Origin of the sequence: Rhodoferax sp. AJA081-3 (assembly GCF_017798165.1) — a bacterium.
Lineage (GTDB): Bacteria > Pseudomonadota > Gammaproteobacteria > Burkholderiales > Burkholderiaceae_C > Allorhodoferax.
Genome location: NZ_CP059068.1, coordinates 5,003,828 through 5,026,095, shown reverse-complemented (window position 1 = coordinate 5,026,095; position 22,268 = coordinate 5,003,828). Strand labels below are relative to the sequence as shown.

Annotated in this window: 17 protein-coding genes; 9 read left to right on the top strand and 8 right to left on the bottom strand. The window is 62.0% G+C overall.

The features are described from left to right. Window positions 1–17: 17 nt before the first annotated feature. The gene (locus HZ993_RS23530; protein ID WP_209395112.1) at window positions 18–1,955 is read right to left on the bottom strand and encodes an adenylate/guanylate cyclase domain-containing protein; all 1,938 of its coding nucleotides are present in this window, start codon (window positions 1,953–1,955) and stop codon (window positions 18–20) included. Between the two features lie 317 nt (window positions 1,956–2,272). On the opposite strand from HZ993_RS23530, the gene HZ993_RS23525 reads away from it, so the two are divergent. From HZ993_RS23525 to phbB, 3 genes are all read left to right on the top strand, one after another. After that, window positions 2,273–3,265, top strand: coding sequence for a c-type cytochrome (locus HZ993_RS23525; protein ID WP_209395111.1), 993 nt, complete (start codon window positions 2,273–2,275; stop codon window positions 3,263–3,265). Window positions 3,266–3,296: 31 nt separating this feature from the next. Next, window positions 3,297–3,776 (top strand): AAC(3)-I family aminoglycoside N-acetyltransferase, encoded by a 480-nt coding sequence (locus HZ993_RS23520; RefSeq protein ID WP_209395110.1) that lies wholly within the window; start codon window positions 3,297–3,299, stop codon window positions 3,774–3,776. A gap of 122 nt (window positions 3,777–3,898) precedes the next feature. Then, window positions 3,899–4,660 carry an acetoacetyl-CoA reductase gene (phbB, locus tag HZ993_RS23515; protein ID WP_209395109.1) on the top strand — a complete coding sequence of 254 codons (762 nt, stop codon included), beginning with the start codon at window positions 3,899–3,901 and terminating at the stop codon, window positions 4,658–4,660. A 91-nt stretch (window positions 4,661–4,751) separates the two neighbouring features. On the opposite strand, the gene HZ993_RS23510 is transcribed toward phbB, so the two are convergent. The 3 genes from HZ993_RS23510 to HZ993_RS23500 are packed head-to-tail and all read right to left on the bottom strand — an operon-like array spanning window position 4,752 to window position 8,525. Further along, window positions 4,752–6,152, bottom strand: coding sequence for a sensor histidine kinase (locus HZ993_RS23510; RefSeq protein ID WP_209395108.1), 1,401 nt, complete (start codon window positions 6,150–6,152; stop codon window positions 4,752–4,754). A 7-nt stretch (window positions 6,153–6,159) separates the two neighbouring features. Further along, window positions 6,160–6,864, bottom strand: a complete 705-nt coding sequence (locus HZ993_RS23505) for a response regulator transcription factor (protein WP_209395107.1) — start codon at window positions 6,862–6,864, stop codon at window positions 6,160–6,162. 11 nt (window positions 6,865–6,875) lie between these two features. Beyond that, window positions 6,876–8,525: an amidohydrolase family protein gene (locus HZ993_RS23500; RefSeq protein ID WP_209395106.1), complete on the bottom strand. Its 1,650-nt coding sequence runs from the start codon at window positions 8,523–8,525 to the stop codon at window positions 6,876–6,878. A 107-nt stretch (window positions 8,526–8,632) separates the two neighbouring features. On the opposite strand from HZ993_RS23500, the gene HZ993_RS23495 reads away from it, so the two are divergent. Then, window positions 8,633–9,541 carry a peptidoglycan DD-metalloendopeptidase family protein gene (locus HZ993_RS23495; RefSeq protein ID WP_245213747.1) on the top strand — a complete coding sequence of 303 codons (909 nt, stop codon included), beginning with the start codon at window positions 8,633–8,635 and terminating at the stop codon, window positions 9,539–9,541. A gap of 15 nt (window positions 9,542–9,556) precedes the next feature. Here the strand turns inward: HZ993_RS23495 and HZ993_RS23490 are convergent, their stop codons facing one another. After that, window positions 9,557–10,366 carry an ABC transporter substrate-binding protein gene (locus tag HZ993_RS23490; RefSeq protein WP_209395105.1) on the bottom strand — a complete coding sequence of 270 codons (810 nt, stop codon included), beginning with the start codon at window positions 10,364–10,366 and terminating at the stop codon, window positions 9,557–9,559. A gap of 370 nt (window positions 10,367–10,736) precedes the next feature. Here HZ993_RS23490 and HZ993_RS23485 point away from each other — a divergent pair, with 370 nt between their 5' ends. After that, window positions 10,737–12,485, top strand: a complete 1,749-nt coding sequence (locus tag HZ993_RS23485; RefSeq protein ID WP_209395104.1) for an LTA synthase family protein — start codon at window positions 10,737–10,739, stop codon at window positions 12,483–12,485. 15 nt (window positions 12,486–12,500) lie between these two features. Here HZ993_RS23485 and HZ993_RS23480 read toward each other — a convergent pair whose 3' ends face one another. Then, window positions 12,501–16,313, bottom strand: coding sequence for a DUF748 domain-containing protein (locus tag HZ993_RS23480; protein WP_209395103.1), 3,813 nt, complete (start codon window positions 16,311–16,313; stop codon window positions 12,501–12,503). 105 nt (window positions 16,314–16,418) lie between these two features. On the opposite strand from HZ993_RS23480, the gene HZ993_RS23475 reads away from it, so the two are divergent. From HZ993_RS23475 to HZ993_RS23460, 4 genes are all read left to right on the top strand, one after another. After that, window positions 16,419–17,207, top strand: coding sequence for an ABC transporter substrate-binding protein (locus tag HZ993_RS23475; protein WP_209395102.1), 789 nt, complete (start codon window positions 16,419–16,421; stop codon window positions 17,205–17,207). A gap of 20 nt (window positions 17,208–17,227) precedes the next feature. Next, a complete protein-coding gene (gene coaE / locus HZ993_RS23470; RefSeq protein WP_209395101.1) occupies window positions 17,228–17,836 on the top strand; it encodes a dephospho-CoA kinase in 609 nt (202 codons plus the stop codon). Between the two features lies 1 nt (window position 17,837). After that, the gene (gene coaD / locus HZ993_RS23465; RefSeq protein WP_209395100.1) at window positions 17,838–18,974 is read left to right on the top strand and encodes a pantetheine-phosphate adenylyltransferase; all 1,137 of its coding nucleotides are present in this window, start codon (window positions 17,838–17,840) and stop codon (window positions 18,972–18,974) included. A 142-nt stretch (window positions 18,975–19,116) separates the two neighbouring features. Then, window positions 19,117–19,884 carry a hypothetical protein gene (locus HZ993_RS23460; RefSeq protein ID WP_209395099.1) on the top strand — a complete coding sequence of 256 codons (768 nt, stop codon included), beginning with the start codon at window positions 19,117–19,119 and terminating at the stop codon, window positions 19,882–19,884. Here the strand turns inward: HZ993_RS23460 and HZ993_RS23455 are convergent. Both HZ993_RS23455 and HZ993_RS23450 read right to left on the bottom strand, forming a co-directional pair. Then, the gene (locus HZ993_RS23455; protein ID WP_209395098.1) at window positions 19,871–21,340 is read right to left on the bottom strand and encodes a DUF3336 domain-containing protein; all 1,470 of its coding nucleotides are present in this window, start codon (window positions 21,338–21,340) and stop codon (window positions 19,871–19,873) included. The two genes, HZ993_RS23460 and HZ993_RS23455, sit on opposite strands and share 14 nt — an antisense overlap. A gap of 83 nt (window positions 21,341–21,423) precedes the next feature. Next, window positions 21,424–22,101, bottom strand: a complete 678-nt coding sequence (locus HZ993_RS23450) for a GGDEF domain-containing protein (protein WP_209395097.1) — start codon at window positions 22,099–22,101, stop codon at window positions 21,424–21,426. Between the last annotated feature and the right edge of the window lie 167 nt (window positions 22,102–22,268).

Sequence of the window (22,268 nt, the reverse complement as noted above, 5' to 3'; positions counted from 1 at the left end):
TTTCGTCTTAAGGGAAGTCAGGTTTTGTCTAGCGCACGTGCGCGGAAGGCAGAAACCACGCCGGGCGACTGCGAGTTGGTGGTGGAAGCAGTGGTGTTGACGCGTTCGCGTTCGGTGTCGGCCAGCGCCTGCACCCGGCCGCGTAACTGCTCGGCGTGCGCAAGCCACTGCGGCGCCCGCACACGGGCATGCGTCTGCCAGTCCGCACAGCATTGCAGCGCCAGCGCCCACGCACCCGCCTGCAAATGGCCGTACAGTGCCAGGCTGGTGGCGACCAGGGCCGCGTCGTCACACAGGGTGTACACATCGATGCCGGCACTGCGCCCCGCAAGCACCACCGCATCCAGCCACAACAAATGCGCACGCTCCGCACTGTCAGCAGGCAAAGCGTTGCATGTGGCACCGGACAACAAAATGCCCGTGCCCAAGGCCTTGTTGGCGCCTTCCAGCCGTGCGGCGGTGTTGACCGCGTCGCCCACTGCGGTATAGGTGAAGCGTTCATGCGATCCCAAATGGCCCACCGCTGCTTCGCCCGTGTGTATGCCAATGCGCAACTGCACATTTGCAAACGGCGTGCCTTGCCATGCGGCGCGCAGCGCAACCATGTCGGTCTGCATGGCCTGGGCGCAGGCCAGCGCGCGCTCGGCATGTGCCGGCTCGGGCAAGGGCGCGTTCCAGAATGCCATGACGGCGTCGCCAATGAACTTGTCCAGCGTGCCGCCGTGTATGTGCACGGTGTGGGTCATGCGCGAGAAGTAGGCATTGAGCGTCTGCGCCACGGCCTCGGGCGGCAGGTGTTCGCTGGCAGCGGTGAAGCCTGCCAGGTCAGAAAACAGCAGTGTGAGCACGCGGCGCTCGCCCTGTAGGACGGGTGCTGTGTCCGCAGCGGCCAGTGCATTGACCACGGCCGGGGGCACATAGCGGGCAAAGTCATTGCGCAGTTGTTCGCGACGGCGGCGCTCACGCCAGTAGCTGTCGGCCGCGCCCACATTCACGTGCAAGGCTAACCCCGCCAGTGTGGGCAGCGCGCTCCACCACACCCCCATCAGATGCGCCCACAGCCCACCGAGCAAGGCCAACACAGCCAGCGCCAGACTGATCCACACGGCCCGCCAGCCGCGCCAGCGGCGGGTAAGCCCCGCCGCCACCCCCACCGCCAACACGGCCTGTAGCGCAGGCCCCGCAGGGTGCGCGGGCACGATCCAGGCACCGGTCAAACCATTCATCAAAGCCGTGGCATGCATGAACACACCCGACTGCGGACCACCGCCCAGCTCACGCAGGGGCGTAACAAACTGGTCCACACCGTCCACCGGTGTGTTCTGGCCCAACAGCACCAGCCGCCCTTTCAGCGAACCAGGGGGCAGCGTGCCGGCCGGGTCCAGCGCCTGCGTGTAGTGGGCATAGGGCAAAGGCACTTCGGGTGCGTAGAAGCGCAGCAGAGCGCCGGGTGGCGGTGGTGTGAAGGCCCGCCCTGAGCTCTGCGCCAACACGCGCCACAACGCGTCGTCCTGCGCGGGCGCACGGCGCACAACGCCGTCATCGTCCACGTCTAGCGCCACACTGCCGTGGCGCGCGTCGGCAAAGATACTGAGCACGGTCTGCCGGTACTGCGCCACTTGAGAGCTCTGCACCGCCAACTCGGCGCTGGCCAACACCACCGGCATGCGGCCCTGCAGCGCCTGTGCCAGCGCGGCATCGTCGGCGGCAGACTGGGGCGCAGCAAACAACATGTCGATGCCCAGTGCCGCAGCGCCCGCCGCCGCCAGGGCATCTACCAGTTGGGCGTGTAGGCGGCGAGGCAACGGTGGGGCCTGGTTTAGCGCGGCCAGGCTGGGTTCATCCAGGCCCACCACCAGCACACCCGCGTCGGGGCGAACCGGGGCGGTCAGGCTGCTGAGCAGGTCGTTTTCCAGCCGCTGCAAGGGCGTCCACACCGGCGTGGCATGCAGCACGGCGAGCAGTCCTAGGGTACCTAGCAACCGCCGCGCCCAGACCCGCCATGCATCTTTATCGACCGATGCTCGGGCTTTCGCCGTCCCATCCCCTCGCGCAGGCGGTTCGCGCTGTGTTTTGGACAGGTTTTTCAACCACATGCAACCCAGTATCCCACCTCGAAACGGCACACCATCAGCGTGAAAACCCTCGCCTCGACCGCTACAACAGTCCGCCTTCCTGCGTCCGCCTTCGGGAGAATCAAGGGCTTAGAAAAGCCTCCTTTTGATAGACTGAAATACTGAACCTGTCGCTTGCTCGTTTTCTGGAGAGCTCCATGCTTAAACGGTTGATTCCATTGACTTGGTTGTTGTTCGCCGCCAGCCCCCTTCCTGTACAGGCTGCTGCGCCCGCTGCCTTCCAGATCAAACCGGCTGAAGCCTACGACGTCTCCAAACTGCAGGACGACCCCTACGGTCGGCTGGTCAAATACGGCGAGCAGCTGACCAACCGCACCTTTGCCTACCTGGGCCCCGAGGTCAAGGACAGCAAGATGCGGTACGCGGGCAATAACTTGGCCTGCGCATCGTGCCACCAGGCCGGGGGCACCAAAAAATATGCGATGCCTTGGGTTGGCGTCGCTGCCACCTACCCGCAGTACCGCGGCCGCGATGACGCGGTAGGCACACTGGAACAGCGTGTCAACGACTGCATGGAGCGCAGCATGGCCGGCAAAGCCTTGCCACTGGATAGCCGCGAGATGAAAGCCTTTACCACCTACATGCACTTCCTGTCCAAAGACGTACCCGTAGGTGGCAAGGTGGACGGCATGGGTGTGCCCGCCATGCAGCCACCCAACCGCCGTGCCGACCTGTTGGCCGGCAGCACGGTCTACCAAGCCAAGTGTGTGGCCTGCCATGGGCCAGAGGGTGCGGGGCTGCGCGCAGGCGCAGTAGGGTCAGCTACGGGCTACACCTTTCCGCCGCTGTGGGGCAAAGATTCGTTCAACCACGGTGCCGGCATGGGCCGCCTGCTGGAGGCCTATGCCTTTATCAAGACCAATATGCCTTTGGGCACGGTGTATGGCCAGCCCCAGCTGACCGACGACGAGGCCTATGACGTGGCCGCCTTTGTGCTGAGCAAACCCCGCCCGCAAAAGGCCCACACCGAGCGCGACTACCCCGCCCGCTGGAACAAACCGGTGGACGCGCCCTACCCGCCTTTTGTGGACGGTGCTCCGGCCGACCAGCACCGGTTTGGACCCTTTGCGCCGCTGCAGGAAAACATGAAGAAACTCAAGGACAGTCTGCTAAAGGCTTCCGGCCGGTAGTTCCAAACATAGCCAACTCTGGGAGTAGCCCATGCGTCCATCAACGCCCTACAACGTGCAGCCCCTTCGTACCAATGACCAAGCGCTGATGGAAGGGTTGTTGACCCTATTTGGCGAAGCGTTTGAAGACCGTCCAACTTACAACGGCAACCGCCCGAGCGCGGCCTATTATGAAAAACTGCTGGGCAGCGACTACTTCATCGCCCTGGTTGCGTTGAAGGGCAACGAGGTGGTTGGCGGACTGGCGGCCTATGAGCTGAAAAAGTTCGAGCAGGAGCGCAGCGAGGTCTATATCTACGACCTGGCCGTGGCGGCAGGCCACCGGCGTGAAGGTATCGCGACAGCCCTGATCCAAGTGCTCAGGCAAATGGCCGCGGCACGCGGCGCTTACGTTGTTTTTGTACAGGCCGATCTGGGCGATGACCCCGCTATTGCGCTGTACACGAAGCTGGGTGTTCGCGAAGATGTGTTGCACTTCGACATCGCCGTTTCCAACCAGAACCACAGCTAACACGCTGCGCAACACCTGCTTACCGCTCGCATGCGGGCAATTGGGCCTTGTTTGATCTTGGTCAATCCGCTTGCGCGGTGGAACTCCAGAATCAGACCTGTCCCATACCGAAGGAAGTTGCCATGCCCGCAAACACCGGCCCAGACCCCACCAACACCCCCCATCCACGCGTCGCACTGGTCACCGGAGGCACCGCCGGTATTGGCGCTGCCATTGCCGAGGCCCTGCATGCTGCGGGTTACCGCGTGGCGGTCAACTTCGGCTCTCACGCGGCTGCGGCAGACAAGTTTGCCACCCGCACTGGCCTGCCGGTTTACAGCTGGAATGTGGCCGACTTTGACGCCTGTGCAGACGGCGTCGCGCGGGTACAGGCAGCCATGGGCCCTATCGATGTGCTGGTCAACAACGCAGGTGTCACCCGCGACATGATGTTGCACAAGATGACCCTGGCGCAGTGGCGCGAGGTGATCGACATTGACCTGGGGAGCTGCTTCAACATGTGCCGCGCGGTGATCGAGGGCATGCGGGAGCGCCACTTTGGGCGCATCATCAATATCAGTTCGGTCAATGGCCTGTCGGGCCAGGCCGGACAGACCAACTATGCCGCCGCCAAGGCCGGCATGATTGGATTTACCAAATCACTGGCGCTGGAGGGTGCCTCGCGCAACATCACGGCCAATGCCATTGCCCCGGGCTACACCGATACCGAGATGGTGAGCGCCGTGCCGCCGGAGGTGATGGACAAGATTCTCAAGTCCGTACCCGCGGGGCGCCTGGCAAGCCCGGCCGAAGTGGCGCGCGGTGTGGTGTTTCTGGCAGCGGACGATGCGGGTTTTATCAACGGCATCACCCTGTCCATCAACGGCGGCAAGTACCTGACCTAATACCGCTTGCAACCCTGGCTACTATTATATTTGTAGCACTACCCCCTTATTTCACGGGGGCTATAGGCCGATTTGACCAGTATAGATTTGGCTAGACTGTCAGTGGCAGCGTGATCCGCACGGTCAGGCCCGTGGGTTGCGTGGCCAGTGCGGTGGCCGTGCCACCATGCCGGTGGGCAATCTCTGCCACGATGGCCAGGCCCAGACCACAGCCACCCGGCAACTCGCTGGCCCGCCAGAAGCGCTCGAACACGCGGGACAGATCGGCATTGGACAGGCCCGGGCCAGTGTCTTCCACTTCCAGCACACAGCTGTTGGCTTCGCGGCGCACACGCACGGTCAAGGCGGCGCCGGTGCCTGCGTAGTGCAATGCGTTGTCGATCAGGTTGTTCAGCACCTCGCGCAGCAGCAGTTTTTCGCCCTGCACCACGACACTGCCCTCGCCTTCGTAGCCCAGGTCCACACCCGCGGCCAGTGCGCGTGGCGTCCACTCGCGGGCCACTTCTCGCGCCAGTTGCGCCAGGTCCAGCGGCTGCAGGGTCACATCGGCCTCGGTGCGCGCCAGCGACAACAACTGGTGCACCAGGTGGGCGCTGCGCAGCGCACCGGCGTGCACCTTGACCAGCCGCTCCTTCACTGCCGACAGCTCCGTCTCGTTCAAAGCCAGCTCGGTCTGGCTGACTAGGCCGGCCAGTGGTGTGCGCAACTGGTGGGCCGCGTCGTTGACAAAACGTTTCTCCTGGCTAAGGCTGCGGCGCACGGCGTCCAGCAACTGGTTGACGGCCAGCGCCAGCGAATGCACCTCATGCGGGGCCTGGGCCAGCTCGATGGGCGGCAAGGCCGACAACGCGGGCCCGGTGCGGTCGCCCAGTTGGGCCTCCAGCCGTTTGAGTGGATGCAGGCCACGCGCAATACCGGCATTGATGAGGATACCCAGCAACACACCCAGCGCAGCCAGTGGCACCAGCATGTCAAACACCAGCTCCCGCGCTACCTGCTCCTGCACGGCCAGGCTCTTGGACACCTGCACCCGCAGGCGCTGGGGCGAGTTGGCCTCACCATACGTCACTTCCAGCACAGCCACGCGCACCTTTTTGCCGTCCAGACGGGCGTCGTAAATCAGCGGTTCGCCGGTCTGTATCAACACACCATCGGGCGGCGGCGGCAACTGGCCATTGCCCAGCACAAAACTGCCGGGAGGCGACGACACCATGTAGCCCATACGGTCGGTCGGGTCCTGCTCCAACACGTCCTGTGCTGCACGTGGAAAGTCCACCAGCAAGCCCGAACCTACCGGCTTGACCTGGCGTGCCAGCGCACGCACCGATTGTTTGAGCGACTGGTTGATGCCGGTATCCGCATAACTGAGCGCAATGCGCCAGGCCAACACGCCGCCCACCGACCACAGCAGCAACTGCGGCAGCAACAGCCACAGCAACAACTGGCGCTTGAGCGACAAGCCCGGCAACAGGGATCGGCCAGCAGGCTTCATGCGTGGGTCACGCGGCGCTGGATTCCAGCAGGTAGCCCAGGCCGCGCACATTGCGTATGCCCAGGCCCGAGTCGGCCAGCTTGCGGCGCAGGCGGTGCACGTACACCTCCAGCGCATTGGAGGCCACACCGCCCGTGGGCTCCCCGGGCTCGCTCTGCCAGGCGTTTAACACGTCTTCACGGCTGACGACCTGACCGGCATTGGCTACCAGCAAAGACAGCAGCGCCCATTCGCGCTGGGTCAGCTCCATCTCGTCCTCGCCCAGCCAGGCCCGGGGCTGCTGGGCGTCCACCCGCAGTTTGCTGGTGCTGGGGCCGGCAATCTCCAGCGATCCGCCAAACGCCGGCATGCGCGAGCGGCGCAGCATGGCAGCCAGGCGCGCCTGCAGCTCGGCCATGATGAAGGGTTTGGTCAGGTAGTCATCGGCACCGGCATTGAGGCCATGTACGCGGTCATCGACCCCGTCCCGCGCGGTCAGTATCAGCACCGGCAGGGCCAGCACACGCTGGCGTATCCACTGCAACACGGCCATGCCATCCATCTTGGGCAGGCCCAGGTCTAGGATCACACCATCAAAACGGGTGCTCTCTAGCAGTTCGCGGGCCTGCAGGCCGTGGGCGGCGCTGGCCACGGTGTGGCCGGCCTGGGTGAGCTGCGCGGACAAGGCATCGCGCAGCAAATCATCGTCTTCGGCAATCAGTATGTGGGCCATTGGTGACTGGGCTATTGGCGGTAGTAAGAAGGCAAGGCCTTCAGGTACTTGGGCAGGTTGCGGTTTTTCATCAGGCGTGAGAAAAACTCGGAGTCTTCGTTGGTGGTCAGCGGGCTCAGGCGCGTTTTCTCAAACGGTAGGCCAAAGCGGCAGGCCAGCAGGCGTTTGGCATCGGCCGGTGTTGCGCTGGCCCCGGTAGCAGGTACCGGCAGGCTGCAGGTAGCAAAGTCTTTTCCCAGTTGCTCGGGTGTTAGTTTGGCGGCCAACTGCGCGGCATCAAACTTCAGGCCCTGCTGGATACGGGCCTTGGTCTCGGCCACCGTCATGGGCGGCAGACTGGTGGCCGGGCAATTCGGCGTCATGGCCTTGGTACGCTTGGCGCGGGCAAAGGTCGCTACGGTTTCCGCGTCATCACTGCCCCGTGTGGTCTTGAGCAGGGCCGCATCGCCATACAAGGGTTCGCCCCGCACAGCCACGAGTTGAATGTTGTCTTCGATGGTATTGATCAGGTTGCGGTAGGGATCTGCATGGCGGTCGTCCACCACCACCACATCGGCCAGGTAACCCTCGGTGATCTGGCCCAGGCGCTGGCCCCAGCCCATGGCATCGGCCGGCTTGCGCGTGACCATCTCAACCAGCTCACGCTCGCTGAACAAACCGTTCAAGGCATGTTTGTTGACCAGGTCGGCCACCTTGAGTTCACCCAGGCTGGACTTGCTGCCCGAGGGCGCCCAGTCCGGCGCCAGGCTGATGGACAGGCCGGCGCGTTTGGCGGCCGCCACATTGGCAGTCTGGCCATAGAGCATGAAGTTGGACAAGGGTGACCACACCAGCTTGGCACCCACCGTGGCCAGCTCCTGCAGTTGGGGCTCGGTCAGGCCCACGCCGTGGATGGCAATCAGCTCGGGGCCTATCAGGTTGCTGTCTTTCATGGCACCAAACTCCAGGGCCATGCGGGGCGATGGTCCTTCGGCCAGGTGCACCACCAGCGGGCCCTTGCTGCGCTCGGTCTGCATGGCGGACCATTCCTTGGCGCTACGGCCCATGTCTACCCGGCTCGCGGCCACACGCGACTCCACCGGCGAATTTTCGATATTGCGCACCAGGCACTCTTCTTTGGAATAGGCCAGGTTGACGCGCCCACCCTGCAGACTGGTGGTGCCACCGGCCAGGGCCTTGTATTCACCGTAACGGCCAATCTCAAGCCCCAAGTCCAGGTAGTGTGCTCGGGTCAGCACCTCTTGCGGGAAGGTGATGCGTTTGTTGTAGATGTCGTCGTACCAGCGCCACTCATAACGGTCACGGTATTTGCGCTGGATGGGCATCAGCGGATAGATGGCGTATTCGGGGTGGTTGTGCAAATCAATGATGCCGGGGTAGATGACGCCTTTGCTGTCCACCACCGGCGCATCCTTGGCGCCATCGGGCAATGCCTCACCTGCGCGCGCAATGGCCATGATCTTGCCACCGGCCAGCCAGACCCGCGCGTTGGGCAACACGTCGCCCGCGTCGTTCATGGTCACTACCTTGCCTACCAGCACCAGGCCGGCGTCCTTGTTCCAGCTTGTCTGGGCACTGGCCGACAGAGCCACTAGAGCAAGCGCCGCAAAACACGCCAGTTGCCCTACGGCGCGGTACAAAAAAGGTGCGGATATGTGCATGGTTTTGACAGCTGGTGAAGGAAGAAAGAACGGCCTGACATCATAGCGCCGGGGGTTGGAAGGCTCTGCCTGCTATTCTCGGCGCACCGCAGCGTAGCCTGCTCTTTGTGACCTTGACCACCGTGCCACTGTTTCTGCCCTGCACCACGTTTTCTCCACCCCATCGCCGCCATGTCTTACTCGCCGGCCTGAGCCTCTTGGTATCAACACCCGCGCTGGCGGCGCGCACCGCAACGGAGGCATCGGCTTCTCCAATATGGCCCCAAGCCGCCGCCGTGCCTGGCGGCATTGCCCGGCTGGACCTGGGCCCCGCTGCCACACGCCCGATCGCCCACTGGGGAGAATTGCCGCTGCTGGTGCTGGGCGACACAACACGATGGACCGCCCTGGTCGGCATAGCGTTGTCTACCACGCCAGGCCCCGCCCACATCGCCGTGCAGGGTGAAGGCGACAACCAGCGCCAGGTGGGGTTCACCGTAGCAGCCAAGCAGTACCCGGTGCAAAAACTGAAGGTTGCGCCTGGCAAGGTAGATTTGTCGGCGGCAGACGAGGCGCGTTTTGCGCGCGAACGGGCCCACATGACAACGGTCATGGCCACCTTTACCGAGCCCCTGCCCCACCCCGGCCAATTGCGCATGGCGGCACCTGTGGCCGGGCGGCGCTCCAGTTCGTTTGGCCTGCGCCGTGTATTCAATGGCCAGGCACGCAGCCCCCACAGTGGCATGGACATTGCCGCTGCGGCTGGTACGCCGGTGCTGGCACCGCTGCCGGGGCGCGTCATCGACATCGGCGACTATTTTTTCGGCGGCAACACCGTCTTTATGGACCACGGCGGCGGGCTGCTGAGCATGGTGGGCCACCTGAGTGCCATCCATGCAAAGGTTGGGGATGTGGTGACTGTGGGTGACCGCGTGGGGTCGGTCGGCGCCACCGGCCGCGCCACTGGGCCGCATCTGCACTGGGGCGTGGTGCTGAACCGCAAGATGGTGGACCCTGCCTTGTTTCTGGCAAGCTGAGGCCTGCGGCGCCTCCTATTTAGCGGCAGGCGGCTTTGCCACACGCCCCTTGCCCATTAGCGCCGCCGGCACCGTGATGCTGAATCGTTTGGCCATGGCCGCATATTCACCAGAGTCAATCAGCTTGGCCAGACCCGCATTAAAGGCCTGGCGCAAGTCTTCGTGCTCGGCATCCTTGGTGAACGCAAAGTAGCCAACCTCTCTGCCAATCATGGGGGAGACAACCGCAAACTGGTCGTACTTGCCCAGCGACGCCATGCCGGCCGTGGTGTTGCGTTCGTTGGCCACAAAAAAGTCCATGCGGTTGTTCAGCAGCATGGTCAGCCCGCTTTCCACCGTATTGGCATTGGTGACACCCAGCTTGGCACGCTCCTGGTCAAACGGCGTGCCATAGACCCAACCCAGCACGGCCACCAGGCGCTTGCCCTTCAGCGATTCATAACTTCCATCCCAGTTGGCCTTGGAGCTGGCCAGCTTGTAGAACACCATGTTGTCCTGGTAGAAGGGCTGGTCGGCAAACGCGAAACGCGCTTCCCGCGCAGGTGTTTTGTACGGGCCCACCAGCACATCTGCGCTGCCATTGGCCACCATCTCTTGCGCCCGGGCCCAAGGGTAGATACCGAACTTCAGCGTCAAGCCCTGTTGCTGGGCAATGCTGCGGGCCAGCTCTGCACCCAGGCCAATGAATTCACCCGTTTCGGTTTGCTCGTAAACGCGTGCAAACGTAGTGCCCACCACCAAAAATTCCTTGGCCTGCACCACACACGCGAGCAAACCACACAGCAGGGTGCTGGCAATGCGCAGACTGACTCGGTGGCTGGACATGGTGGTTCAGTTATAGCGCAACGCTGTGCAAATAGATATATCAATATTGATAGCAAAGAATGTCCATTCCACGGGGGCTAGGAACTGGTTTTACTCTGATGCATTCGACAGGCGTCACCTCAAACCCCACATCAGGCATTCAAAACATTGTTTTACAAAAGTTGCGCCGCTATGCGCCGTTTCAGTTGCTAACAATTTAGCTTCGGCATTGTTATGCAAACCACCCGGATATGGGAGGCGCACCTGGCGTCACTCGCGTAAATTCTGGTCGCTTTAAGAGGTCTTGATTTGCAAGTGAATGAGGTAGATATTCAGCTCCCGCGGGCGACAACTGGGGAGGTTCCGTGAAAGACCTTTCTGTGTGCACACCATGACGTCCAAACCCGGCATTTGGCAGCTTTGGCGTGATCCCTGTCTGCATATTCTGTTGCTGGTGTTGGCACTGGTCGGCTACAAGCTGTTCGCGCTGGAGATGGTGTCGCGGGCCTATATGGACTGCGCCTGGTGCCTGTCGACCAAGGCCATAACCCACGAGTCCAAGCTGGTCTTGCTCCTGCTCACGATCCACTTGCTGTCTTGTGTTTCCCGGCTGCGGTTTGCGCGGGTGACGCTGAGGCTCGTACTGTTGTTGGGCTTGGTCATCACGGCGGTAGATCTGGTGGTCACCCACCAGTTGTGGACCCGGCTCACCTGGTCCGAGTTACGGCAGTTTGCGGGCGAAATAGGCACAGTCACAGGCTTTGTGCAGCAATTGCTGCCCAGCGCCTGGACCTTGTTGGCCGGCGTTTTTGCTCTGGCTGTGGTGCTGCTGGTTTTTGTGCGCTACGTGAAGGACGACCGACCGTCTTTGCAGCCCTTGTTTCTGTACCTGCTGATAGGCGTGGGAGTGGTGGGTTGTGAACTGGTAGAGCGCAAGGAATACCACGACACCTTCTTGCAAAACTCGATTCAGGTTTTCTTCAGCCGCCCCACCAGCAGCACGCCGTATTCCAAGGCATTTGCAACAACACTGGCTACCAGCCCACCGCCGGAAAACGCAGGCTGCACCAAAGCAGTCAATACACGCAGCGATGTCATCCTGCTGGTTTTTGAATCACTGTCCATGTACCACAGTGCGCTTTTCTCCGGCATCAACAACTGGACGCCAGAGTTTGATGCCGTCAGCAAAACAGGGGTGCGCTTCACCAATTTTTACGCCAATGGCGTAACGTCTGAACAAGGCTTGGTAGCGTTGTTGACAGGAGAGCCCCCCATCGCAAAAGGCAAGGCAGCCAAGACGCTGTTCGAGCAGTTCCGCAATCCGGCGGATTCCGTGCCGCGCATGCTGCGCGGGCTGGGTTATGACACCGTGTTTTTGACCACCGGGAACCTGGGCTTCCTGGGCAAAGGCAAATGGCTCAAGGACATAGGGTTTGATGCCGTAGAGGGCCACGACGCGCAAGCGTACAAAGGGCTCAAGCGTTACCAGTTTGACGCTGCATCCGATGACGCACTGTATGCCCGCGCCCTGGCCAAGCTGGGTGAGCACAAGTCTGCGCCTGTCTTCATGGCGCTGGAGACTGTCACCACCCATTTGCCCAATGTGGACCCGGAAACGGGTGTGCACTCGCAAGAGCTGACCTACCGTTACGCGGACCGGCAGTTGGGCAACTTTGTTCGCAGTTTGCAGGCCCGTGGATTCTTTGACAACGGAACACTGATCATCACAGCAGACCACCGCGCCATGGTGCCCTTGAGCTTAAGAGAACAGACTTTGTATGGAGACCGTGCCTTTGCGCGTGTTCCCATGACCGTAGTGGGCACCGGACTGGTTGCGCGGGAAGAAACAGCGGCCTTCTCACACACCGACCTTCTGCCCTCGTTGCGCAACGCCCTGGGCACCGGACAACACTGCAGCAAGGCCAACCAAGGTTTGTTTTTGCCCACGGTGGCACGCGCGCCCCAATGCACCTACACCAACCGCAGCTACGACCCCAACAGCGTTTTTGTGCACTGCGGCGCCTCGGACTTCACCATAACGCTAGACGGAGACAAGACGCAGTTTGTGGACGCCACCGCACCACCAGCGGGCGTGCTGACAGAGCTGCACCGGCTGCGGTTGGGCAAAGGGTTCCACTAGCCCCCCATTCGCACGCTATCGCTGCGTCACACTCAACTCCGCCCGCGGCTTCCAGTCTGCATCGGCAGACACTGTCTTGGCGGCGCCCACAAACAGGCGCTCGGTCGGCAGCTTGCGGCTTGCCAGGTAGTCCTTCACCACCACGCCCCTTTGCAAGGCCAGCGTACGCATGGTGTCTTCGTTGACGGGGATGCTGGCCAACAACAGGGCTTCCATCTCGGGTACCGGGATGTCCTTGGCAAGGCCCACCACGTTGCGCGGCTTGGTGATGTCGGCGCGGCGGTAGACCTGGGCCAGCAGTACGGGGTACTCGGCATCGGTCAGTGTGGTGGCTGCACTGCTGTCCTGGCCGGTCACGGTGGCGCGGCGGCGCTTTTCGACCAGCAGAAGCGCCTTGAGGTTTTCACGCTTCAGGGCATCCCGCTCCTGCTCCAGGCTGGCGGTGCCCACCACGGTCACGTTCAGCGTGGGGCGTGTGCTCAGTGCCTTGGCAATCTGATCCAGCCCCTCCCGCGCAGCGGGCGACAGTGCGCTGCTGCCGGGCGCAAACACCACGGTACTGGCTTCGTCGCCAGCAACACCACCGCCACCCATGGCATGGGCCAGCAGGCTGAAGGGCGACGTCAGCGCCTTGCCAATCAAATTGGTGACCACCTTCCACACCAGAGACCCGATGCTGAATTGGGGGTCGTTCAGCGAGCCGCTGATGGGCAGGTCGATATCGATCACGCCATTGCTGTCGGCCAGCAGCGCTACGGCCAGTTTGACCGGCAGGCTGTTGGGTGCGCCCTTGACCTCGTCACCAAAGCTCAGCTGGTTCAAGACCAGCTTGTTGCTGGCGGTGAGCTGGCCGTTGGGCAACACGGTGTAGTTCACGTCCATGCTGAGCTTGCCGCGTTCAATGCCGTAACCGGCGTATTTGATGGAATAGGCCGTCAGCGGCGGCAGGTCCAGATCGCGCACTTTGCCCTTGATGTCCAGTGCCAGGGGTTTGGCCAATGGGTTGACCTTGCCCGTGACCTCCAGCGACGCCGTGCCCTCGGCACGACCCCGCAGATCCAGGTCGGCCATCTGCACGCCGCCGTCTGCCGCCTGCGACGCAAACTCACTCAGCGTGCCCTGCAGTTCACTCAGGTTGGCCGAGTAATTGGGGCGTATGAAACGGTCCGAAAACAGCACCTTGCCGTTGACCAGGCTGATTGGGCCCATTTTGACGATGGCGTCCAGAGGCGAAGGTGCAGATGCGGATATTGGTGCCGATGCAGGTGCGCTGGCAGATGCCGATGGTTGCGTGGCTTGCGGCGTGTTGGCCGCTTCCGACTCTGGCGTCTTGACCAGGTCCTGCAGGTTGATACGCCCGCTGGGGTTGACGATGACACGGGCAAAGAAATCCGACAGGTTGGCCTGGCGCACCTGCAGGCGGGTAGCAGTGCCCGGCGCCATGGCAAGGTTAACGCCGGGCACGGTGAGTGACTTCCAGCTAAGCAGCTCTTCGGTCACACCCAGATCGGGTGCATCGGCGGTGGGAGTACCGGCGCTGGGGCTGCCAGCCACCGTGTTGGCGCGGAAGTCTTCCAGCGACGCATCACCCTGCACCTGGACTTCGGCGCCAGCCGCCGCGGCGGCATACCGCACCTGGCCTTTGAAGCTGGCATCCGCACGCAGCACGGCAATGTTCAGCTTGTCGGCCAGGTAGGGCACGATGGCGTGCACCGGCAGATCAACCGCCTCCACCGTGCCCTGCGCAGCGATCGGCGCCCACATCACCGTACCGCGGTAGTTCAGGCTGCCGGGTTCGGTGCGGCCGGATTTGACGCGGGCGGATAACGTCAGCGGCGCGGGCTTGGCACCATCCAGCGTGGCATTTTGCAGTTGCAGCTTCAGCGTTGATAGCTCCAGGCGCACCGGGCGGGCCAGGCTGCGGTCGTCCAGTTTGAAGTGGCCGTCGTCAATGGCCAGTTCGGCCAGGCTGATCTGCCAAGGCGTGGCGGGCGCTGCATTGGGCGCTGCATTGGACGCTGTATCGGATGGCTTTGCAGCATCGACAGCATCCGGGGCTGTGGCTGGTGCTGCCGTCTTCAGCCAGCGCTGGACCATCCACTGGCCTTGCGCGTCGCGGTGCAGCATGGCGCTGGGTGTGCGCAAGGCCAGTTTGGCGATAAAGCCGGTTCGTGCCATCACATCCAGCTGCGCACCACCCACCTCCAGCAGTTTGAAGCGGGGCATTTCGTTCGCCGCACGCTCGGCACTGGTGGTTGCTACAAGCTCCTTCGCTGCCTCTTTGCCACCCTTCAACGCAAAGTCACGCAGGGTCAAGCGGGGGGCCGACACCACTAGCGTGTCGGCAGTCTTGATATCTGGTTTGCCTGCTGTCCATGTTGCAGCCAGCTCGGCGTCCAGCACACCCTGCACTGTGGGCTGCAGAAACTGCGCCACATAGGGGGCAGCCAGGCCCAGCTCCACGTCCGCCAGTGTGGCTTGTGCGGTGGCCCGCAGTTCCGCGCCTTCGCCCTTGAATTCCAGACGGGCAGCGTTCTTGCCTTTGGATGGTAGGCTGGCCGAGCCTTCAAACGTGGCGGTCGTGGCACCCAGGGGCCAGCGCAGGGTTTTGGCCTGCAGCTCCAGCTCCGCCAGGCTGATGCGGGCTGCGGGCTGGATGCTGTCGTCTGCCCATACCAACGCACCGCGGTGCAGTGCAAACCGTTCCAGCGACAGGCTCCAGGGCTTGGGTGCCGCTGCAGCCGGTGCCTTTAAGCCTTTTGAGCCTCTAGCCCCCGTCGTTGCTGATTCTTTCACTACGGTTTTTGTAGCATCCAGTGACAGGTTGATACGTCCATTCCGGTCGCGCGTGCCCTGCAGCGTGGGTGCGTGGATGTCCAGCGACGCCAGATTCACAACCCGGTCCAGCGGGCGCACATCGGCCAGCGCCGCCTCTACCGATTCCACCGCCAGCAACGGCGCGCCAGCCGTGTCCGCCAATGCCAGCTTGGACACCTTAAGTGTGCCGGTGAGTGCCAGCTTTTGCTGCTTGGCCTGCTCAAAGGCCAGGCGTATGTCCGCATCCACCACCGCCGATTGCAGGCGCACCGGCAAGCTGCTCGGCAGGTAGGGCAGATACGGCGCCAGGTCCAGCTTGCTGATCTTCAGCGAGGCCTCGCCCTTTTGGGTCTGCGCAAAGGGCGTGCCCTCTGCTGCCGTATCGAACTGGCTGCCATTGAGTGTGAACGCCAGGCGCGGCACCACCTTGACGGTGCGTTTGGATTCCAACGTGCTCACAAAAGGCACGGCCAGGTTCAGCGCCCGCAGACTGTGTTGGCGCACGCCGGAGGCCGTGTGGTCAGAGAAATCCACCGTGCCGCCGTTGAGCGTCAGGTTGTACAGCGCAAACTGCAGGGGAGCGGTGTCGTCGGAGGCAGGTGCCTGGTCCAGGCGCTCCAGGATGTCGTCAACGTCATAGCGGCCATCGCCCAGGTGGGTCAGCTGCAGCGTCGGTGTGTCCAGCGTGATGGCGTCTATGACCGGGGCCAGGCGCACCAGCGACTCCAGCTCGGCATCGACATAGGCGCGTGTGATCTGCAGTTGTGGGGTCTTGCCATCCTTGGCTGCCACCGCCAGCCCCGATACGATCAGCTCCAGCGACCAGGGCCTGAAGGCCACCGCCTCTACGCTGACCGTGCGGCCCAGGGCGGCCGTGGCCTTGTTCTCTATGGCCTGCTTGACCAGCGGCGGCACGGCCAGCCAGGCCAGTACCCACAACACCAGCACACTCCCCCCCAACCAGTAAGCCCTGCGCAACCAATGGGGAGGAACGGTGAAGGGTAACGGCATGTGTGCGCTTTCGGGGGTTGCATAAGGACGGGAGCATCGATTTTAGATAGCTGCAACCCTGCGCATACGGGTAGTAGACTCCGGTGGCATGGAGCACCCCCCGCGATGACCCGTTCTCTATTCGTTTTGCTGGCCCTGGCTACCTCCGGCGCCAACGCCTGCGTCATCAAACTGGCCTACAACGAGATTGCGGCCCCGCCCTACTACTTTGGCGACGCGGGCAAAACGCCCGACAACCCCGGCCCCGCCATCGAGCTGGTCGACCTGGCCGCCGCGAAGCTGGGCTGCAAGATGGTCTGGCAGCGCAAACCGCTCAAGCGCATCCTGCGTGAGCTGGAAACCAATGACATTGATGCCACGCTGGCCCTGTCCTACAGCAAAGAGTGTGCGGCCACCATGGTCTACCCCCTGAAAAACGGCGTGCCCGATGCCGGCTTGGCACTGTGGACCCTGTCGTACGACTTTTATGTCAAACAGGGCTCCACCCTCACCTGGGATGGCAAGGGCTTCAACCGCAAGCCCACACGGGTCGGTGCCAATGCGGGCTACTCCATCATCAAGGACCTGGCCGACATGGGCATTGCGGCGGAAGCAGCCCCAGGTGATGTGAACAACCTGGGCAAGCTGGTCAGCAACCGCATCGAGGTGTATGCCGGCCAGAGTCTGTTTGTGGACCAGTTGCGCGAGCAGGCCGCCTTCAAAGACATTGAGAAGCTGACCCCACCCATCATCCGCAAGGACTACTTTCTGGTGTTCTCCAACGGCTTTTATGCCAGCTCTGGGGACACGGCCCAGAAGCTGTGGAAGCAGATTGAAGAGACCAAAAAGTCGCACGGTGCGGCGCTGGACAAAAAGTACCAGGCACTGGCCGGGAATAGCCTGGCGATTTTTTAGTGCGTCTTCCTGTGGCCGCAATGGATAAAAGACCCAAGATTGTTGGGCTCACAGGGGGCATAGCCGCAGGCAAGTCGGCAACCCGCCAGGCGTTCGAAAGGCTGGGCGTGCCCTGCCTGGATGCCGATGCTGTTGCAAGAGACATCCACCAGGACCCCGCGCACCCTGCGACAAAAACGCTGGCCAAAACCTTTGCGGAGTGGATGACACCTGAAGGCGCATTGCAACGTGGCAGCCTGCAGGGTTTGTTTGCGCGCGACGCAGAAGCCAACCACACCCTGATTGCCATACTGAAGCCGCATGTGCTGGCGGCCATGCACAACTGGACCGCAACACACAGCGCACCCTATGTCGTCTGGGAATCGGCACTGCTTGTGCAGGAAACGATTGTGGTGGACCGCGTCGTTGTTGTGGATGCACCGATGACCCTGCGTTTGGCGCGGCTGCGCAGCAGAAACCCGAATTGGTCCGAACAACACATTGCCAATATCCTAGCCATGCAGACCACACTGCCTACTGGTGATGGTGCTTGGGCCGGGGCCGATGCCATTCACAATGGCGGATCGCAGGAACAGTTGCAAGCGCAGGTCGCGGCCTTGCACCACCACTACCTACAACTTTGGAACTGATGTGAAACGCATAGCCTTTTCTGGAACACTGGACCCCATCACCAATGGACACCTCTGGGTGATTGGCGAGGCACGTGCACTGGCCGACGAGGTGGTGGTGTTCATCTCTGAAAATCCGTTCAAGAAACCCCTGTTCCCCGCAGCCCAGCGCCAAACCATTGTTGCGCAGAGCCTGGCCCAGCGGGGTTGGTCCAATGTGCGCGTGGAGATCGTGCGCGGCGACTACACGGCACGTGCAGCCAAGCGACAGGGTATTGACTACCTGATCCGCGGGATCCGCAATACAACGGACTTCGACTATGAAAACCTGCTGCAGCAGGCCAATGTGGATGTGGTCGAAGGCGCCAAGACCCTGTTCGTGATGCCACCACGCGACCTGGGCTCGGTCAGCTCCTCCTTCGTGCGGGGATTGCAAGGCCCTGTGGGCTGGCACTGGAGCATGAAAAAATTTGTGCCCGGCCCCGCTTACGAGGCCTGGATTGTGGGCTGGTTGCGCAAGGAGTGGGAGCAGTTGTGGAACTACGCTGCGCTGGACGGCGCGGCCCTGGCAAACGCCGACCATTGGTTTGCCCACCTGACCGGTGACAAGGCGTATGGCGCACCCCACCGGAGCTACCACAACCTGGACCACCTGGTACACGGATTGACCGAGCTGACGGTGTGGGCCGCCAACACCGATACCGGCGCGCCCGCTACAACCGCGCTCAAAGCCGCGTTCTGGTTCCACGATGCGGTGTACGACGTGCCCAAAAAAGGCATCAGCAACGAAGAGGCCAGTGCGCAGCTGTGGCTGGCAGCGGGCCTGCCGTCGGCAAACCCGGGTGAAGTCGCAGACCTGATCCGCATGACGGACCACGCGCAGCAGCAGACACTGGACCACCCGCACAAGCAGGTTCTGCTGGGTGCAGACCTGGCCATTCTGGGCCAGTCAGAGGCTATCTACACAACCTACACCCAGGCTGTCCGCAGTGAATATGCCTGGGTGGACGAGGCGGCCTACCGCGCAGGCCGCAAGGCCGTGCTGCAACACTTTCTGGCCGAGGCAAAAGCGGGCGCGCTGTACCCCAACCCGTACTTCCAATCACTCTACGGGGCTATGGCCATCTGCAACCTGGAGAGGGAAATTGCGGGGCTGTGAAGTGCCACAACACCCTGGCAGGTCAATACCTTGGGTATCACATTTTGCAACTTTGCTGTATATCCATGATTAAAAGCATCATAAATTAAATACTCCCGACCACGGCGGCAACAGTGCCACCGGTTCTGGCAAGGAGTACGGTATGAAAGTCTTTCTGGGTGTGTCGGGTCTGTTGCAGTTGGTGTGGCTGGGCGTGTTGGGGGCGGGTTTGTGGATGCTGGCCAGCTGGCTGCAATTGCCCATCAGCCCCAGCCTGGACGCCGTCATTGGTGTCATCACGCTGGTGTGGCTTTACTTTGTAGTCACCGTGCCGTGGAACATGGTGTTCCAGGCCAAGCAGGTTTTGTTTGACGCACAGACCTCGCGCCAGCGTGGCATCCAGATTGACCCGGATGCCGTGTCCTACGCCCAGCGCTGGGCCCGTATTGCACTGTGGATCGCGCTGGCGTTGCATGTGTTTACCGCCGCGGTGCTGTGCTTCGTGGCCTACAGCGGTGTGGGACTCATCGGTTGGCTGGGTGCGGCAGCGTCCATGGTGCTCACCCTCTTGCGCCCCGGCCTGCGGGCCTATGCCCATGTGCGGGACCGCCTGAGCCGGTTTGCCCGCGAGGTGGAGGTGCCCCGCGAAGACGCCATTGAACTGCGCCGCCGCCTGCAACAGGTGGAGCAACAACTGGCATCACTCAGCCAGCAGTGTGCAACCACCGCCTACCAGACCGAGCAACGCCTGCAGGCCATCGATACCCGCGCAACCGAGGCTGCCGACCAGCACACCACGCTGGCCGAACATGTGCGCCTGGAGGTGGTGCGTGTGGAGCGCGAGGCCAAGAACACCGTGGCCCAGGTGTTGGGCGACGCGGCCGTAGTGGGTCACGTGCGCGAGCTGGTGCGCTTCTTCAAGACGGCTTGAGCGCCGGTTTAGCCTCTGATTTTTGGACCTGGCGCTTTTTCTTGAGGCGGATGATGCAGTCCTCCAACGTCTGGCCGATGATGGTCTGGTCGCGGATCATGGCAATCTTGGGCCAGGTGGCCCGTTCACCGGCCAGCACCCATTCCTGAAAATCGGCCTGCGACAGGTTGCTCAGGATGCGGCGGTAGTCCTTGAAACGCATGGGCGGGTGGATGGTGACGTCGCCATAGTATTGCTGGTCCACGATGGCCACCGCGCCTTCCAGCAGGTTCTTGATAATGCCGGGCTCAAAGCCGTAGGACGCCAACTGCATGACCTGTTTGCTGCGGAACTTGACCTCCGCTTTGACCAGATCGGTCAGGAAGGATTGCCAGCCCTCCTTGCGCGTCTGGTCCGCAATAAAGGGCAATACGTGCGGGTTGGTCTGGCTGACGATGTGGTGGTTGACGTTGTACAACTCGCCCAGGCGTTTGGCAGGCAAATCGCTCTGGATGGCACCGTCCACCCAGCGTATGGAGGCCATGTACGGCTTCTCGTTACCCAGCCGGTCCTTGGTCATCAGCTTCACCGGTGGGAACAAACCCGGTACCGAGCAGGAGGCCATCACCGCGCTCCACACCAGCAGGTGGGGCGTGGTCAGGTAGTTCAGCAGACGCGCATGCTGGTTCTTGTCCACCGGTGACACCGTGATATTGATGATGCGTTTGGTCCGCTTGAACGCCTCTTCAAACGTGTACTCGCCCAGGTTCGTTCGCAAAAAACGCTCTAGCGCCTGGATGTCCATGATGGAGCGTTGCTTCAGCACTTCGCGCAGCCCCAGGCGCTGCCAGGATTTCAGATCCATGCCCTCGCCTGTGAACAAACTGTCCAGCTCATTGTCTTTGCGGGTGCCCAAAAAAGCTGCGACCACTGCGCCCGCGCTGGAGCCCGATATCACCCGCGGCAGCAGCTTGCGTTCGCGCAGGGCCTTGATCACGCCCAGATGGAACATGCCCATATTGGCGCCGCCACTGAGCATCAGCGCAGACCGGCCAAAACTCTGCCCCGTGTGCCGGAAAAACATCAGCTTCTCGGCGTACGGCAGTCCGGGAATGTCGTGGTCACACACGTGGTTCAACAAGGACGTCACTTCGTTGATGTAGTCATCAATCAGGAACTTGGTGCCCACCCGGGTGTATTTGTACAACTCGGGGCTGGCCAGATTGCCCAGGTTGCGGTGCAGGCCTTCGCGCAGGCTAAAAATCACCTGCGCCCAGTCACCCGCCTTGCGCCAGTTGCGCAGGTTGATCAGGCGCTGCTGGATCAGCCTGTGCTGGTAAAACGGGGAGTGCGGGTCACTCTTCCACACGTCCATGCCAGCCTGGGCGTCCAGGTCGACCGCGTGGGTGCGCCAAGTGTTGTAGTCGGTGGCTTGGGCCAGGGCCCGTTGCTGTTCAGCCGTCAATCGTGCACGCATCAATCACCTTCGGGTTGCTTCCCGTGATTCTGTCGCATATAGCGGTCCACAGGCTGTCCCCCAGCGGTCACCAGCACAACTTTCTACGCAAACTCCAGCGGCATACGGCCCGAAGTCTTGCATTCGTACATGGATTGGTCGGCGTAATCCATCAAAGCAGCCATATCCACACCGTCCTGCGGGAACCGCGCAATACCCACACTGGCCCCCACCGACACCAGTTCGCCCGACGGCAGCACGATGTCGTCTGACAGGCTGTCGATCAACTTTTGGCCCAGCCTGAACACGTCGTTACCATTTCCAAAGCCTTCAATCAGCAAAAGAAACTCGTCGCCGCCCAAACGCACCACCGTGTCGCAGGCACGCACCGAGGCCATCAGGCGGTTGGCACTGGCGATCAACACGGCATCTCCCGCGCTGTGGCCATAGGTGTCATTGATGGATTTGAAGCGGTTCAGGTCAATCATCATCAGCGCAAACGTCGCCTTGCTGCGCATGCAGCGCTCCACGACAAACTGGAAACGGTCATTGAGTAAATTGCGGTTGCCCAGGCCCGTCAGATTGTCATAGTGGGCCTGTGTCATCAGCAGTTTCACCTGGGACTTGAGCCGCGCAACCTCACGCTGCAAGCCGTTGTGTGCACCACCGAACTGGTGTAGCTTCAACAGCAAAAACTGTATTGCAGCCAGGGCCAAGACCAGGCTGGCAACCAGCAGGCTGATGAAGCCGATGTCAGACAGCCAATCGAAGTACCAACCCACCCCACTCCCTCCCAATGCCGTGACAGCGAGCCAATACTGATTTTTTATGGAATTTTTCACTTGAACGCGCTGGCCACAAGCACCAGCATCTGCTTCCGATGGGCCCAGTATGCGCAAGCCTGGCCCCGCGGCACCGGAAAATTCGTAAGCAAATCTATCGCAACACG

Bases quoted from the DNA above. Each gene is read 5' to 3' on its own strand.
- HZ993_RS23525 (WP_209395111.1), top strand. From the start codon at position 2,273: ATGCTTAAACGGTTGATTCCATTGACTTGGTTGTTGTTCGCCGCCAGC.
- HZ993_RS23520 (WP_209395110.1), top strand. From the start codon at position 3,297: ATGCGTCCATCAACGCCCTACAACGTGCAGCCCCTTCGTACCAATGAC.
- phbB (WP_209395109.1), top strand. From the start codon at position 3,899: ATGCCCGCAAACACCGGCCCAGACCCCACCAACACCCCCCATCCACGC.
- HZ993_RS23510 (WP_209395108.1), bottom strand. From the start codon at position 6,152: ATGAAGCCTGCTGGCCGATCCCTGTTGCCGGGCTTGTCGCTCAAGCGC.
- HZ993_RS23505 (WP_209395107.1), bottom strand. From the start codon at position 6,864: ATGGCCCACATACTGATTGCCGAAGACGATGATTTGCTGCGCGATGCC.
- HZ993_RS23500 (WP_209395106.1), bottom strand. From the start codon at position 8,525: ATGCACATATCCGCACCTTTTTTGTACCGCGCCGTAGGGCAACTGGCG.
- HZ993_RS23490 (WP_209395105.1), bottom strand. From the start codon at position 10,366: ATGTCCAGCCACCGAGTCAGTCTGCGCATTGCCAGCACCCTGCTGTGT.
- HZ993_RS23485 (WP_209395104.1), top strand. From the start codon at position 10,737: ATGACGTCCAAACCCGGCATTTGGCAGCTTTGGCGTGATCCCTGTCTG.
- HZ993_RS23480 (WP_209395103.1), bottom strand. From the start codon at position 16,313: ATGCCGTTACCCTTCACCGTTCCTCCCCATTGGTTGCGCAGGGCTTAC.
- HZ993_RS23475 (WP_209395102.1), top strand. From the start codon at position 16,419: ATGACCCGTTCTCTATTCGTTTTGCTGGCCCTGGCTACCTCCGGCGCC.
- coaE (WP_209395101.1), top strand. From the start codon at position 17,228: ATGGATAAAAGACCCAAGATTGTTGGGCTCACAGGGGGCATAGCCGCA.
- HZ993_RS23460 (WP_209395099.1), top strand. From the start codon at position 19,117: ATGAAAGTCTTTCTGGGTGTGTCGGGTCTGTTGCAGTTGGTGTGGCTG.
- HZ993_RS23455 (WP_209395098.1), bottom strand. From the start codon at position 21,340: ATGCGTGCACGATTGACGGCTGAACAGCAACGGGCCCTGGCCCAAGCC.